Raw genomic sequence first — 14,280 nt, 5'->3', positions numbered from 1 at the left:
AAGTAGGCCTTTCAACCCCTACGCCGCATTGCGGGCCGCATTGATAATGCCAAACATGGCGCGCAGCACTAATTTTCTGTAAGTCTCGGCCTCTTCCATTCCCAGCGCGTCATCCTGCAATTTTTGTAATGCGAACTGTTGAATGGCGATGAGCGGCAACACAATTTCCTCGCGGGCCAGCACGCTGTTGCGCGATTGGGGGTTGTTGGCAAGCAAATGTTTCTGGCCGGAAAGTGCTTGAAGCACTTCGCAGGTCAGCACATATTCAGCTTGCAGCATTTTCCAAAACTCGCCAAATCGCGGGTGGTCTTGCAAATGCCGGGTCACGTTGAAGTTTGATTTCAACAGTGCCTGCATCGAGTTCTCCAACAGCGTTCGGAAAAAGAGGGAGCGTTGATAGAGCTGATGCACCTCGTCTTTTTTCGATTCCATAAGCTGCCGAATAGCAGCCCCCACCCCGTGGTAGCCCGGCACGTTTTGCTTCATTTGCGCCCAAGCGCCCACAAACGGAATGGCTCGCAAATCCTCCAACTTCAAATGCCCTTCTTCCTTTCGCTTGGTGGGGCGACTGGCAATGTTGGTATCGCCGTACCATTTCAGCGGGGTCATATTTTCCAAATAGGCGACAAACTCCGGGTGTTTTTTCAGTTTTAGATAAGCCTTGTAAGCTTCGTCGGCAAGTTCGTCGAGCAGCTGGCGAGCGTCTTCGTCAAGGACTCGCTCCGCATTGGGGAAGAGATGATTTTCCAACCCAGCCGTCAGTAGTCGCTCGATGTTGTAGGCTGCCGATGCCCGCGTACCATAAGTGCTGCTGACCGTTTGGCCCTGTATCGTCACATGGATGGCTTGGTTCTCAATATCGGTGCCTTGCGCGGCATAGTAGCTGGCGTTGTTGCCTCCGCCGCGTCCCGGTGGCCCCCCGCGTCCATCAAAAAATATGGCGGTGATGCCAAACTCCCGGCTTACCTGTGTGAGCGATTTCTTGGCGCGATAGATACTCCAATTGGCTCGAAGGTATCCCCCATCTTTGGTGCCGTCCGAGAAGCCGAGCATGATATGTTGGATGTTGCCCCGCGCCGCCAAATGGCTGGCGTAGTGCTGGTTGCTGTAAAGCGTGCGCATGATTTCGTCACAAACTTTCAGGTCGTCTATCGTCTCGAAAAGCGGGACGACATCGAGGGGAACAGGGTCGTGGACGTGTGGGCGAAGGATGAGTTTGGCCAGAGCAAGCACCTCAATCACGTTCAGGGCACTTTGACAGTTGCTGATGATGTAACGATGGCAGCCTAGCTCGCCATTTCTTGCCTGTATGGTTCCTATGACGCGGAACGAGCGGATTGTTTCCTTCACAAACGAATCTGCAAAATCGTTTTCGTCGAGATGATATTGAGCCGTCAGCAGTCGGTTAATCTTCGTTGGCTCATCACCGCTTTGATATTCGTCGGCATCTCGCGTGTTTTTGGTTTTCATAATCGTATGCCACACTTCGCCGTGTTTGCGGCTATCTTGCCGAATATCGAGACTGGCAAAATGAAAGCCGAACACTCTCACTTTGAGCGTGAAACGGTCGAGGCGGTCTTTGAAATCGCCGAGCTTGTCGCTATCGGGGTCATTCTCCAGCGCCGCGCTAGCTTGAGCCAGCTCGCTCAAAAGCGCATCGCAATTGGGATAAAATGCCCCCTCCTCTGAATTGGGTTTGTAAAGCGTGTTATAGATTTTTCTTTCTGCGGTGGTGATGAAATCCTCCACGCTGCGGAAAGTCAATCGTCGGCGAAGCTGCCGGATGTCGCGGTAGTAGCAGCGGAGCGTGCCCTCTCGCAGGCGTTGAGCCACCAAGTCGGTAATGTCGGCAGTGACGTAGGGGTTGCCATCGCGGTCGCCGCCCGGCCAGAAGCCAAGTGCCAGCAGTTGCGGGTTTTCGAACGTGAGCACATCCTGCCCCAGCCCTTTCAAGAGCCTGAACAAGACATCGGGCAGGGTGCTGTAAAGCACATTTTCGAGGTACCAGCCGAGGCTGATGGCCTCATCGTAGGGGGTGGGTTTTTCGCGATTGAGAAAAGAGGTTTTCCCCAGCTGAATGAGCATCAGGCGGATACGTTCCAAATCCTGGCTTTGTATCTCTTTGCCCAAGTCATTGATGATGCCCAGCACCTTGCCGGGATAAAACTGTGTGGGGTGAGCGGTCAAAACGAATCGAAGGCTGTAGCTGCGAATTTTGTCGAGCAGTTTTTGTTTTGAGTGCACCGAATCCAAGCGCGTGAACAGATGCTTCAACGACCCCACGCCTCCCATGTCGTGTGTTTGAGCAAACAGCGCATCCTCCACGGAGTCGAACAGCACGACTTGGCGTTCGGCGTATTGCACAAAGGAAAGCAGGAGCGCCATCAACCCATTTTCAGCCGACGCCTCTTTGGGGAAACTTTCCCAAAACGACTCCACGATGACGACGGGGCTTTCCCCTGCTTCAAACTTTTCTTTGCAGTGTGCCGCAAAGAGCGCGAGGTGTGTGCCCGTTTGTTGGATGCCTTTGAAGGGTAGGCTCAAGAATAGGCTGTTGTAAGTGTGAAAAAGCAGCCCGGAGGGAGTGTCAACGTTCATAACCTCAAAGTTTGTGCGTCAGGAAATTCAGAACAGGCCGTGCAGCTCGGCTTGCACCATTTCCAATACGTTGGCCGCGTGGGCTTGATTGTTGGAAAAGTCAAATTGGTCCACATTGATGACCAACAAGCGGCCTTCGTGGTAGTTGCCAATCCAGTTGTCGTAGCGTTCGTTGAGGCGTTTGAGGTATTCGATGCTGATGCTGCCTTCGTAGTCGCGGCCCCGGCTTTGAATATGCTCCACCAGTGTGGGAATGCTGGCCTTGAGGTAGATAAGCAGGTCGGGCGCTTTGATTTGCGAGATGATGGATTGAAACAGTGTGGTATAATTTTCAAAATCGCGGCGCTCCATCAGCCCCATGTCGGCGAGATTGGGCGCAAAAATGTAGGCATCCTCATAAATCGTGCGGTCTTGCACCACCGTTCGGTTGCCTTGCTGGATGCGCAGCATTTGTTGGTAGCGGCTGGAGAGGAAGAACACCTGAAGATTGAACGACCAGCGTTTCATGTCCAGATAAAAATCGGAGAGGTAGGGGTTGTTCTCTGTGTCTTCGTAGTGTACATCCCATCCAAAATGACGAGCTAGGATTTCGCAGAGCGTTGTTTTGCCAGCGCCAATGTTACCAGCTAGCGCGACGTGTTTGATAAGTGTTTTGTCAGAGGGCAAACCTGAATTCATCTTTGTACTTTTGTGCGCAGCGAAGGTAAGATGACGGGTTTCGTTGTTTGTCCAACATTGCCCGTTTTTTACCAACATTTTCTTTCAAAAATCAAAAACCAGCGCACAGCGCAATTTCCTTTCAACGAGCCATGCCCCCCTTTCAACGAACAACAAGCAACAAACTTCTATCCTTTTTCCATGCATATTGACGATGCGCTTATTTCGAGGCTCGAAAAACTGGCCCGCTTGCGACTGGATGCCACCGAGCGCCGAAAGCTGACGGGCGACCTCCAGCGCATCCTCGACATGGTGGACACTTTGCGCGCGTTGGATACCGATACGGTGGAGCCGTTGATTTATCTGAACGCCGAAACAACCCGGCTCAGAGAGGACGAAATCGCTCATCAACTGCCCCAAAGCGAATGTTTGCAAAATGCGCCTAAGCACGATGGGGCTTACTTCAGGGTGCCAAAAATGATTGATTCACACGACTAAAACTCTTTTGCGTTATGGCATCTTCAACAGGTAAAGGGCTTTTTTTCTGGTTGGCCATTCTACTCGCAGTCGCGGTAGCAGTGGCTATCATTGTCAAATTTTTGTTTCCCCAATTGGTCACGGAACTCACGGGCATGATAGTAGGCGCTTGCGCCGTGGTGGCAGGCTTGATTTTTAGAAAGAAAAAATAGGCCGCCCAAGCAGACAGGAATTTGCCTACGGCCCACGCTCTCCGTGCCCTATCATCGTTCAAAAAAGCTATCAAACAATTACGCAAATGCTTATTTCAATAAAAGACCTCAACAAAACCTACATCATGGGTGCCGAAAAAGTGGAGGCGCTCAAATCCGTGACCCTCGAAATCGAGAAGAACGAATACGTCGCGCTCATGGGGCCTTCCGGCAGCGGCAAGTCCACGCTGATGAACTTGGTGGGTTGCCTCGACTCTCCCACGGGAGGCGAGTATTGGCTCAACGGCATTGAGGTCAGCACCATGGACGACGGCGAATTGGCCGAAGTGCGAAACAAACAAATCGGCTTCGTTTTTCAAACCTTCAACCTTCTGCCCCGGCTCTCTGCCTTGGAAAATGTGGCGCTTCCGCTTGTGTATGCAGGCTTTGGAAAAGAAGAGCGCCTCGAGAAGGCCCGAAAGACCCTCGAAGCAGTCGGCCTTGGCGACCGCGTGATGCACAAGCCCAACGAATTGTCGGGGGGGCAGCGGCAGCGCGTGGCGGTCGCTCGCGCGTTGGTGAACGACCCGGCTATCATTTTGGCCGACGAGCCGACGGGCAACCTCGACACCAAGACCTCTTACGAAATCATGGGGCTGTTCGAGCAGATTCACAAAGCAGGCAATACGATAATTCTCGTCACACACGAACAAGACATCGCCATGCACGCCCACCGCATCGTGCGCCTTCGCGACGGATTGATTGAAAGCGACCAGCTTAACGAACAGATTGTGAGCATGGCCGATATGCCTTCCGTTTCTGCGGGGTAAAAACGGTTCGGCGCGAGGCATAACAACACTTTCGCTGCTCAATTTCCCTCTACCCAACATCTTTGCCGTTGGTTCAATAAAAAAACACAGGCCATCCCATGATTCGGGATGGCCTGTTTTGCATTGTGTCAATCTGTGCGTAAGGGCGCTACAAGAGCTTAGTTGAAGATGTAGCGGAGGCCCAACTGCATTTGCCAGCGAGAGGTGAGACCCGTGTCCGTCACGAAGGACTGCCGGATGTTCGGGTTGAACGTGAAACGAGGCTTATCGGTGCCCGTCTCGTAGCCTGCGAACTGAATTGGGTTAGCCGTGCGGAGGGTTTTCAACACGCCCCACTCAGGGTTGAGCATATTGCCAAAGTTCAGGATGTCGCAAGTGAACTGCAATTTGTTTTGTTTGCCGCCCACGTTGGTGAACAGGTCAACAGCGCCACGGATGTCCAGTTTGTTGAACCACGGGAACACGCCGCCGTTGCGTTCCATTACTCGACCGCGATTGGCCGACAGGTATTCGTCCTGCTCAATAAAGGCATTGAGGGCAGTCCATTGCTCGTCAGGCGTGAAAGTGACACCGCCTGTGGTGAGGCTCACCAAGTTGATGTCGTTTCTGTCGCGCGGGATGTAAATCAAGTCGTTGCCCTGTATCCCATCGCCATTGAGGTCGCCGCCGTAGGTGAACGAATAACGAGTGTTGGGGGGGCTGATGGCCGCTGCATCAGAGAAGAGCGAGCCGCCGCGCTGAGCGTTCCAGAAGGCAGCCAAAGTGACACCGATGTGGTTGAACAATTCAAAACGATAGGATGCGGAGGCCAAGACACGATGACGAAGGTCATAGTTTGACCAGCTCAACACAGGCTCGTTCGGGCTGTTCGGAATCTGGTTCGTAGTCCAAGATGTCGCTGCGATGGCGCTAAGATTGGAAGTCAAATCCTTTGACTCGCCGTATGTGTATGCAGCGGATGCGAAGAATCCGCGACCGAATTCCTTCTGCAACTGCACAGTAGTGAAGTAGGAATAGCCCTGGTTTGTGTTCGTCAGTTCGATGGCGTTGGTGATGTTGGAATTGATGCGGTTGGCTGCGGCGCTACCGTTGAAAATATCGCGCTTGTCGCCGGGTGAGTCCAACTGGCCTTTTTTAGGCCTGAAGTTCAGGTCGCGGTGATAAATCGCGTTCACGTCTTTGGTATACATACCTTCCACAGTCAGGATATAGCCGCTTTTCAACACGTTCCAGTCAACCGCCAAGTTGGAGCGCCACACTTGTGGGAATTTGAAGTTCGGGTCAGTCGAGTTGATGAGCACGGTAGCGGGCACAGATGCCTGCTGCGGGATATAGGCGGTCACATCAGGGCTGAATGGGAAGTCAACAAAGGGGTTGTTGGCATTGCCCGTTGCCAAACGCGAGCCAAAGAGCAAGCCGTTGTTGCTGGCTTGGTTCGAGAGCCACACGAACGGAATACGACCCGTGAAAACGCCTGTACCACCGCGAATTTGCAGCACGTCGTTGCCCAGCACGTTGTAGTTGAAGCCAAGACGAGGCGACCACAGTGGAGTAGCTTTCGCAAACTTGGATACGTCAATTGTTCTGCCTTCAGCAAAAACCAAAGTATCCAGACGCGGATTGCGTGCCAAATCTTTAGGATAATAAGGCACATCCACGCGAAGACCAGCCGTGAGCTTGAAACGCCGGGTTATTTGGAACTCGTCCTGCAAATAGGCACCAATCTGCCCCACTTCCAATTCGGCCAATGGCACTGCCACGCCTTCCACTGCCGAATAGGTCAGCTCGTAGCGAACAGGACGGCCAGCGCCAGTGCTTTCCCCAATAGGAGTGGCGGTGCCAGCCGGCAGGCTATTGTAAAAATCAGCAAAAGAAGCAAAGCGGAAATCGCCGTAAAAGCGCGGCGTGAAACCGTTGGAGAACTTGAAATACTCGAAGTTGCCGCCCACCGTGACCGTGTGTTTGCCCAAGTACATCGAGAAGTTGTTGGTCAATTGATACACATCTTGGTCGAGTTGGTTATTCGGTGTAAACGGCTCATAGCCAAAAGTGGTGCGCGTGGTGCCGCCTGGGGAGCCGCTCAGAATATCCACCAATGGGAACACACCGCCACCGCTTTCGCGGAAGTCGCGGAAACTGTTCCAACCTGCGATGAAAGTGTTGGAAAACTTCGAACCAAAAATGCTGTTCAACTCCAAGCTGTAGGAGTTGAGGTTGTTGTTCTGAATATAGCTGGCGTTTTTGAAAGGCAAACGGTCGGAGTTGGGCTGACGACCACCAACCGCACCGCTATTACTAATCGGAATTTCGCGGAGCGACCTCAGACGATTGTAACGGAGGCCCAACTTGTGTTGCTCACTCAGGTTGAAGTCGAGCTTAGCCAGTATCTTGTCGCTCTCCGTTTTGAAATTGTATCCCTCATAAGGGCCAGTCTCATAATTGAAATTGCGGCGCAAGAAGTCGCTAAGCTGGTCGAGCGAGTCAGCTGACACGGCAGAGATGTTGTCGCCCGGAGTGCCGCGATTGGCGAAGAATGTGGAGCCGGGGTCAGTACGACGGTCCAATTCAGCGTTGACAAAGAAGAAAATCTTGTCTTTGACAATCGGGCCGCCTAGTCGGAAGCCGAACTGCTTCTGGTCCAAATCAAGATTTTTCACCGTAGTCGTGTCCACTTTCGAGCCAATCATGGCATCCGAACGCAGAAAGCCAAACACCGAGCCTCTGAACTCGTTGTCGCCCGAGCGCGTCACAGCGTTGATGCCGCCGCCCGTGAAACCCGCCTCACGCACATCGTAGGGGGCAAGGCTGACTTGAATTTCAGCCACCGCATCGAGGCTGATAGGCTGAGAGTTCGTCTGTCCGCCGACAGTGCCAGCCAAGCCGAAGCTGTTGTTGAACAGCGAACCGTCAATAGAGATGTTGTTGTAAAGATTGTTGCGACCAGCCAAGTTGTTGCCGTTGCTTTGAGGAGTCAAGCGAGTAAAATCCTGAATGCTACGGCTGATGGTAGGCAATGACTCAAGAACACCCTTTTTGATGTTGGTGCCAGCCCCCGTGCGGTCGAAACTGAATACATCGGAACGGCTGCCCGTAATAGTCACTTCTCCCAATTCAGCACTCGACTCGCGCATGACCAAGTCAACGCTCACGGCAGTGCCAAGCGTGGTGAACACACCCTCACGGCTGACTGGCTCAAAGCCCGTGTAGGATACAGTGACAGTGAACGGCCCACCCACCCGCACAGCAGGAAGCGTGTAGCGACCCAATGCGTTGGTGGCAGTACCATATCGAGTGCCAGAAGGAACGTGCGTCGCCACCACAGTAGCGCCGATAAGCCCTTCGCCATTGCCATCGGTCACAAGACCGACAATGGTCGAGGTGGTCACCTGAGCAAAAGACGTCAGACCGCAAAGAAGCAATGCCAATAGCATCACCGCCTTACCCGAAAACGCCGTCAGGTTACGGAAGGTAAAATGATTCATACAAGTAACGGATTTAGTGAAAAAGAGTAAAAATTCGACGGCGAAAGTACACACGCCATGTTAACTTCCAGCTAAGTTTTCTCCATTTTCAGCAAGTGCAAACACGCTTGAAGCGCATTTGAACAACACCCAAGAGCCGTTTTTCTAAAACAAAATCAGAGGGGATGACGAGTTGGAAAAATTTTGATGGACTAAGCCGCTACAACAGCCAAACGAGAATCGCCGCTCTTCGCCCGCCAACACTCCCGTCATCTGCCTACCTTTGGGGCAAATTTTTTTTCAAAACAACTTAAACATGAAAAAAGCAATCCTGACTTTTGTTTGCTCCGTCTCCTTCCTAATGGCATCCCAAGCCCAAATCGTCATCACCGAAATAATGTACAACCCGCCTGAAAGCGGCACCGATTCGCTGGAGTTTATTGAACTGTACAACAACAGCAACAATCCAGTCAACATGGAAAACTGGTCGCTTTTTGGGGTCAACTTTACATTCCCAGCCATTACTCTGGCACCCAACCAGTACATCGTTACGGCCGTAAACGCTGCTGCATTGCAAAATCAACTTGGCGTGTCGGCCCTTCAATGGGAAGGCGGTGGCCTCAACAACAACGGAGAGACCATTCGCCTCCTCGACGCAAATGCCAATGTGGTGGACGAAGTGACTTACTCAAGCTCGGCACCTTGGCCCACTGGCGCAGCTGGCAACGGCCCTTCCATCGTGCTTTGCGACCCCAACTCCGACAATAGCATCGCTACCAATTGGCAGGCGGCTACCACACCAACCGGAGTCATCATCAACGGAAACCAAATTTTTGCAAACCCGGGCGCCCCTTCCAACTGTGCGACCGTGTTGAAGGTCAACCCCGACAACTTCACGGCACTCCAGTACCAGACCACCAACCTGAATGTCTTGGCCAATGATGCCATTCCCAACCCAGCCAACATCACCGTCAGCATCACGCAAGCCCCTTCGTCGGGTACCGCCACCGTCAATCCCAACAACTCCATCGCATACACACCCAACCTTGATTTTTGCGGAAATGATGTCTTTCGCTACCGAGTGTGCGACGGTAGCGCCTGCGACTCAGCCTTAGTGTCGCTCAAAATACCCTGCTACCCGAACTACACCATCGAACAAGTCACAACCGAGAATGCCAACGGCGTGGCCGACTCCGCGGGCGTGTTCTGCGAACTTACAGGAATCGTATATGGTGTCAACACAAGAGCCAGCGTCACCGGCTCTCAATTCACCATAATTGACGGCACCAACTCCGCAGGCATCAATGTATTCAGTGCTGCGAGCACATTGGGCTACACCGTCAAAGAGGGCGACCAAATCCGAGTAAGAGGATTCATAGAGCAATTCAATGGTTTGACGGAGATAATCCCCCAACAAATCACGCTCCTTTCCTCCAACAACACACTTTCGCCGCCTCTTGTGGTTACTGTGCACACAGAAGACACCGAATCGCGGCTTATCAAAATTCTCAACCTGCGTCTGGTGGACGCAGTCCAATGGGCTACAGGTCAAGGAACAGGTTTTAGCGCACAGGCAGTATCTGACGACAACCCACTCGATACCATCACCGTGCGCATTGACAATGACGTTGAATTGTTCAACCAGCCAGCCCCGCCCCAACCTTTCGACCTCACAGGCATCGGCGGTCAGTTTGACCCAACCGCTCCATACACCTCTGGCTATCAAATAGCGCCCCGCTACAACAATGATGTCAGCACCTTGGTGGCCACCAAAGAAGCAGACTTTAGCCGCAACGTCCAACTCATGCCCAACCCAGTAGGCAACAGACTTTTGGTCATGACAGACATCCCATTCGAGCGCGTACGCATATTTTCAGCAACAGGAAGTATGGCGCTCAATGTAGAAAATCCTTCGATGAGGCAAGAAATTCAAGTAAGCCACCTCCCCAATGGCGTTTACATGATTCAGTTTGAAAAAGACAATTCCGTTTGGACGACTCGCTTTGTGAAACAATAGGTTGAAAAACACGATTCATCGGAAAAGCCCGAGGCACCCACAATACGCCTTGGGCTTTTTCATGTCAGACCTGTGACATTTGATAAAAACCGCCCTCGCTTCGCGTTTTTTTGGCTTGACAGTTGCTAACATGGCGCGTTTCCAAAGCAATATCCACACTAACATCACCGCTATGAAATCAAGCGTACATTTTCTGCTCTTGTTGGTCGCGTTCACACTACCCGCTTCGCTCATCTCTCAACAAAGCAAGATTGCCCGCCGCACCGCCTTACCCGAAGCCCTCAAAGAAGTATCAGGCATGGTGCGCACCCCCACAGGCGACCTCTGGATGCTCAACGACAGTAAAAACCCACCCGAACTCTTTCGCTTCGACCCCTTTACAAAAAAATTGATTGAGACCCGCCGACTGCCCATCCCCAATCGCGATTGGGAAGACCTCGCCGCCGACGACCAAGGCAATCTTTATATCGGCGACTTTGGCAACAATCGCAATGCCCGTCGAGACCTCTGCATTTTTCGATACAACCCAAGCACGCACGCGCTCGATAGCATACAGTTCAAATATCCTGACCAGACGGAATTCGCGCCGACCGATGAGAAAAACTGGAACTTCAACTGTGAGGCAATGGTCTTCTTCCGCGACAGCCTACATCTTTTTTCCAAGAACAACTTCAAGGGAAATTTTTACACCAAACACTATGTATTGCCTGCCACGCCCGGCAACTATGTCGCGGAACTGCGAGACAGCATTTGCATAAAAAACCGCGTCGTCACGGGAGCCGCCCTGAGCCGCGACGGCAAAACATTGGCGCTAACAGGTTATATCATCGGCAAAAAATGGGGCCTTCTCCCCTATACCAAGGCCAATGTTTTCTTCTTTAGCGATTTTGAAGGAAGTGATTTTTTGCATGGTCAGCAAAAACGCAAACGCTTGCCCAAGTTCCTGATAGCCCGACAATACGAATCCGTCACCCAATGGGAAGACGACTGTTGGATGGTAGCAAACGAGGGACGCAAACCACAGTTTCAGGCCGTTTGGCGAGTCAAAAAAAGCCGCATGGAACAGGAAAAAAATCTCGAATCCAAAACCAGTTTGTCGTCAGTACGATAGTCACAACACGCCAATCTCCTTACAACATAAAAAAGGGCATACCGCGTAGGGTATGCCCTTTTTTCATGAATGGCTTAAAAAAAACAGCCCTCCGCCCTTTCTCATTTGAAAGGACCGGAGGGCCCCCGCCTTCGGTTGTCTTTGCTCTTGCGAGCTTTATTTTTTTCGGGCACACATTGTTGAGATGAATGCCTCCTACTTGTCAAAGAGATTTATTGGGGTCTGGTTATGTTTTCTCGTAGTAGTTGCTCAAATGGTTTTTAGCAAGTTTATATGGAGCAAATCTTTTTGTTTTCAAATCTACTGTTCGATTGAAATGAACATCGAACAACTTTCTTTTCAAGATACCGGGAAAAACTTGTTGTGCGCGAGTAAGTATTTTTCGGTCGGGTCATATTTGTCGTCAGGTGAGCAACAAATCGTGATGCAAATATGAACGAAAAAATCCATTCAGAGATACATGCCCTAGGGGAAACGAGCGAAAAATCGCCGATTTTTCATTTTCAATGTGATAAAATGAACCTGCATTCTTTGAAAACCTGTCAACGAAATCGCATTGTTGGATGAAAATAAATTGATATTTCTTAGCGTGGAATGCAAAGTCTGGAAAAATGATTTTTCCCTAATTTTTTTTGCAAAAACCGCCGTTCCCTTGCGAAAAACCGCCGCTTACCCAGAAAACAGACCGTTTACTTGACAGGGAAGCGCCCTATGCCAATGCTTTCCGCACAGCGAAAATGCCCCAATGGGCAGCCGCTTCGGCCATGCAAGCCGCATGGGCGGCAGTCGAGATTTTCCGTTGTCTCAATTACGAAACTCTCGTCGGACAAGGGCGTGAAACCAAATCTCGGTACTGTGGAACAGAATACCTCAACAATAGGCGCATTCACCGCTGAAGCAATATGTATAGGTGCCGAATCATTGGCATAGTTCATGGAAGCCCCTTGCATCAATGCCGCAGATTCGAGAAAAGTGAGTTTGCCGGCCAGATTAACCACCCCTGAATGTTCAGACATTTGAAGAATTTGCTCGCATGGCTCCACATCCTCCTTGCCCCCCAATAGGAATACAACATCCCCGTCAGGGATTTTCTTAATCAACTCCACCCATTTGTGTGCGGGGAACTGCTTGGTGAACCAAACAGAAGTCGGGGCGATGCAGACATATCTTCGCTCAGGGCAAAGTTGTTTTGTCTTCTGGCAATCCACCTCCGATGGATATAATCGAGGCCTTTCAAACGAGTTATCTGTCAGGTGCTCAATCAAATCAAGATTACGCTGCACCTCATGAACTGGCTTTTGTGCAGTGCCAAATTGATGCTTCAATCGCCTAGAGAACAAAAAAGAAAATGGGTTTTTATCAAAACCCGCTGTGTTTTTAGCCCCCGACAAGATAGTCATCAGCCCAGAAACAGCAAATCGTTGGCAATTGACAACCCAATCATATTGCTCTCGGCGCATGAATCGAACCAATCGGCAAGCGTCTTTGTACTTACCCCTTTTTTTGTCCCAAATCAACACCCTTCTAAGATGTGGGTGCCCAGTCAAAAGTCGTTCATTGCCCTTGCGCAACAAAAAATCAATCTCTGCATCGGGAAAAAAACGTCGCAATTTTTCCACCAACGGCGTAGCCAACACCACATCCCCGATGAAGGCGGTTTGAATAATGAGAAACTTCATTGCAAAAAATTGAGGCCGCAAAGAAAAAGGACTTGCGCGAAAAGAAAACGATAGTACCTTTGCCGCCGCTCCTGCGGGAATGGCGGAACTGGTAGACGCATACGTTTCAGGGGCGTACGCCAGTAATGGTGTGCGGGTTCGACTCCCGCTTCCCGCACAAGGCGGCCCAAAAGGGTCGCCTTTTTTTGCCCATTCGGTCGCCGCACTGTCCCGGCATGGTTCCAAAATGTTGTTAAAGCGACTCAAATCCTAAAAATGGCCTCCCAAGCCATGCTACATTTGCCTGTCAAAAAATTCATTAGCGACCATGAAAGCTTTGGTTCAAATCAGCCTTGGACTATTCTTTTGGCTCTCTTTTAGTCAAATAACAGCCCAATCCATCGAAAAAACCACCGTCAGATGGGAGCCAGACACCCTATTTTTCGACGACATACATGAAGGTTACATCCTGTTGGACTCTTTCAAAGTGACCAACACGGGAGAGCACCCCTATGTGATACGGGAGGTGAAAACCAGCTGCGACTGCACTGTGCTGCGATACCCTAAGAACCCGCTCATGCCCGGCCAATCGGCTACGATTCGCGTAGAATTCGATAGTGGTGGGAAAGCAGGGTTTGCCCTGCCCGGAATCGTGATATACGATAACTCGCGTCCAAATGCCCGCAGCATTCTATACTTGAACGGCTATATTAGGTCGAGTAAAATCCCCAAGAGCTCTTCTGGAGGGAATTGAAAGCGCAAAGAGAAAGCCCCACGTTGTACCTTGATTCGCTAGGATTTTTCAGATGACCATGATTGCCCTCCTTGATTTTGGGCAGATCGCGCTTTTAGCCGTGCCCAAAACCTACCGGCACGAAGTTATAGAGACATAGAGCCATCTCGTCGGCTTGCGAGTCGAGATGGCTCTTTTTTTCGGGAAACACAGCTGCGGCAGGCAGGCATATGGAGAAGCAGAATCAAAGAAAAAGCCCGGCAGCTGTGAGTATCTCGATACCTGCGCTCTCAATTGGTTCTTCCCTTCATGCACAGGGTATTGCAAAGACCAGCCTGCCGGGCGGTGTTAGGCACGCAAGAGGTGCAAAAGTATCGTTTATTTTGGGAAATATAATTTTGTTTTTCACAAACTTTCACCCCCGTTTCCAAATGATTGCAAAAACTTCATCTATTGTTAACAAATTTCGGTTCAGCATCCGCTTTTTTCCCGTTTTGGAAAAACTTACCTTTGCGCCTCTTTTGAACAAGGGGTACATCTCACTATC

At 51.0% G+C, this 14,280-nt stretch carries 10 protein-coding genes and 1 tRNA gene; 7 read left to right on the top strand and 4 right to left on the bottom strand.

Going from position 1 to position 14,280, the window contains the following annotated elements; translation table 11 throughout:
- Positions 1-18: 18 nt before the first annotated feature.
- Complete coding sequence (locus tag KIS77_03140; protein MCW5921311.1) at positions 19-2,598, bottom strand: phosphoenolpyruvate carboxylase; 2,580 nt, start codon at positions 2,596-2,598, stop codon at positions 19-21.
- A 27-nt stretch (positions 2,599-2,625) separates the two neighbouring features.
- Complete coding sequence (locus KIS77_03135) at positions 2,626-3,276, bottom strand: deoxynucleoside kinase (protein MCW5921310.1); 651 nt, start codon at positions 3,274-3,276, stop codon at positions 2,626-2,628.
- A gap of 180 nt (positions 3,277-3,456) precedes the next feature.
- Between KIS77_03135 and gatC the strand changes: the two genes are divergently transcribed.
- The 3 genes from gatC to KIS77_03120 all read left to right on the top strand — a co-directional run bounded on the left by gatC (position 3,457) and on the right by KIS77_03120 (position 4,753).
- Complete coding sequence (gene gatC, locus KIS77_03130; GenBank protein MCW5921309.1) at positions 3,457-3,753, top strand: Asp-tRNA(Asn)/Glu-tRNA(Gln) amidotransferase subunit GatC; 297 nt, start codon at positions 3,457-3,459, stop codon at positions 3,751-3,753.
- A gap of 14 nt (positions 3,754-3,767) precedes the next feature.
- Entirely contained in the window at positions 3,768-3,944 is a 177-nt protein-coding gene (locus KIS77_03125; GenBank protein ID MCW5921308.1) for a hypothetical protein, read from the top strand.
- A gap of 86 nt (positions 3,945-4,030) precedes the next feature.
- Positions 4,031-4,753, top strand: a complete 723-nt coding sequence (locus tag KIS77_03120) for an ABC transporter ATP-binding protein (protein MCW5921307.1) — start codon at positions 4,031-4,033, stop codon at positions 4,751-4,753.
- Between the two features lie 158 nt (positions 4,754-4,911).
- On the opposite strand, the gene KIS77_03115 is transcribed toward KIS77_03120, so the two are convergent.
- Positions 4,912-8,235: a TonB-dependent receptor gene (locus tag KIS77_03115; protein MCW5921306.1), complete on the bottom strand. Its 3,324-nt coding sequence runs from the start codon at positions 8,233-8,235 to the stop codon at positions 4,912-4,914.
- A gap of 295 nt (positions 8,236-8,530) precedes the next feature.
- Between KIS77_03115 and KIS77_03110 the strand changes: the two genes are divergently transcribed.
- Complete coding sequence (locus KIS77_03110; GenBank protein ID MCW5921305.1) at positions 8,531-10,231, top strand: lamin tail domain-containing protein; 1,701 nt, start codon at positions 8,531-8,533, stop codon at positions 10,229-10,231.
- A 172-nt stretch (positions 10,232-10,403) separates the two neighbouring features.
- Positions 10,404-11,342, top strand: a complete 939-nt coding sequence (locus KIS77_03105) for a hypothetical protein (protein MCW5921304.1) — start codon at positions 10,404-10,406, stop codon at positions 11,340-11,342.
- A gap of 689 nt (positions 11,343-12,031) precedes the next feature.
- On the opposite strand, the gene KIS77_03100 is transcribed toward KIS77_03105, so the two are convergent.
- The gene (locus tag KIS77_03100) at positions 12,032-12,802 is read right to left on the bottom strand and encodes a glycosyltransferase family 9 protein (GenBank protein ID MCW5921303.1); all 771 of its coding nucleotides are present in this window, start codon (positions 12,800-12,802) and stop codon (positions 12,032-12,034) included.
- A 292-nt stretch (positions 12,803-13,094) separates the two neighbouring features.
- Between KIS77_03100 and KIS77_03095 the strand changes: the two genes are divergently transcribed.
- Positions 13,095-13,178: transfer RNA gene (locus tag KIS77_03095), tRNA-Leu, on the top strand.
- Between the two features lie 150 nt (positions 13,179-13,328).
- Positions 13,329-13,754, top strand: coding sequence for a DUF1573 domain-containing protein (locus KIS77_03090; GenBank protein MCW5921302.1), 426 nt, complete (start codon positions 13,329-13,331; stop codon positions 13,752-13,754).
- Positions 13,755-14,280 lie beyond the last annotated feature (526 nt).

This window comes from Saprospiraceae bacterium, from assembly GCA_026129545.1.
Lineage (GTDB): Bacteria > Bacteroidota > Bacteroidia > Chitinophagales > Saprospiraceae > M3007.
Note: the sequence above shows the minus strand (reverse complement) of the source record. Positions and strands in the feature narration are given on the sequence as shown.

Coding starts and splice junctions, on each gene's coding strand:
- KIS77_03140 (MCW5921311.1), bottom strand. CDS start 2,598: ATGAACGTTGACACTCCCTCCGGGCTGCTTTTTCACACTTACAACAGC.
- KIS77_03135 (MCW5921310.1), bottom strand. CDS start 3,276: ATGAATTCAGGTTTGCCCTCTGACAAAACACTTATCAAACACGTCGCG.
- gatC (MCW5921309.1), top strand. CDS start 3,457: ATGCATATTGACGATGCGCTTATTTCGAGGCTCGAAAAACTGGCCCGC.
- KIS77_03125 (MCW5921308.1), top strand. CDS start 3,768: ATGGCATCTTCAACAGGTAAAGGGCTTTTTTTCTGGTTGGCCATTCTA.
- KIS77_03120 (MCW5921307.1), top strand. CDS start 4,031: ATGCTTATTTCAATAAAAGACCTCAACAAAACCTACATCATGGGTGCC.
- KIS77_03115 (MCW5921306.1), bottom strand. CDS start 8,235: ATGAATCATTTTACCTTCCGTAACCTGACGGCGTTTTCGGGTAAGGCG.
- KIS77_03110 (MCW5921305.1), top strand. CDS start 8,531: ATGAAAAAAGCAATCCTGACTTTTGTTTGCTCCGTCTCCTTCCTAATG.
- KIS77_03105 (MCW5921304.1), top strand. CDS start 10,404: ATGAAATCAAGCGTACATTTTCTGCTCTTGTTGGTCGCGTTCACACTA.
- KIS77_03100 (MCW5921303.1), bottom strand. CDS start 12,802: ATGCGCCGAGAGCAATATGATTGGGTTGTCAATTGCCAACGATTTGCT.
- KIS77_03090 (MCW5921302.1), top strand. CDS start 13,329: ATGAAAGCTTTGGTTCAAATCAGCCTTGGACTATTCTTTTGGCTCTCT.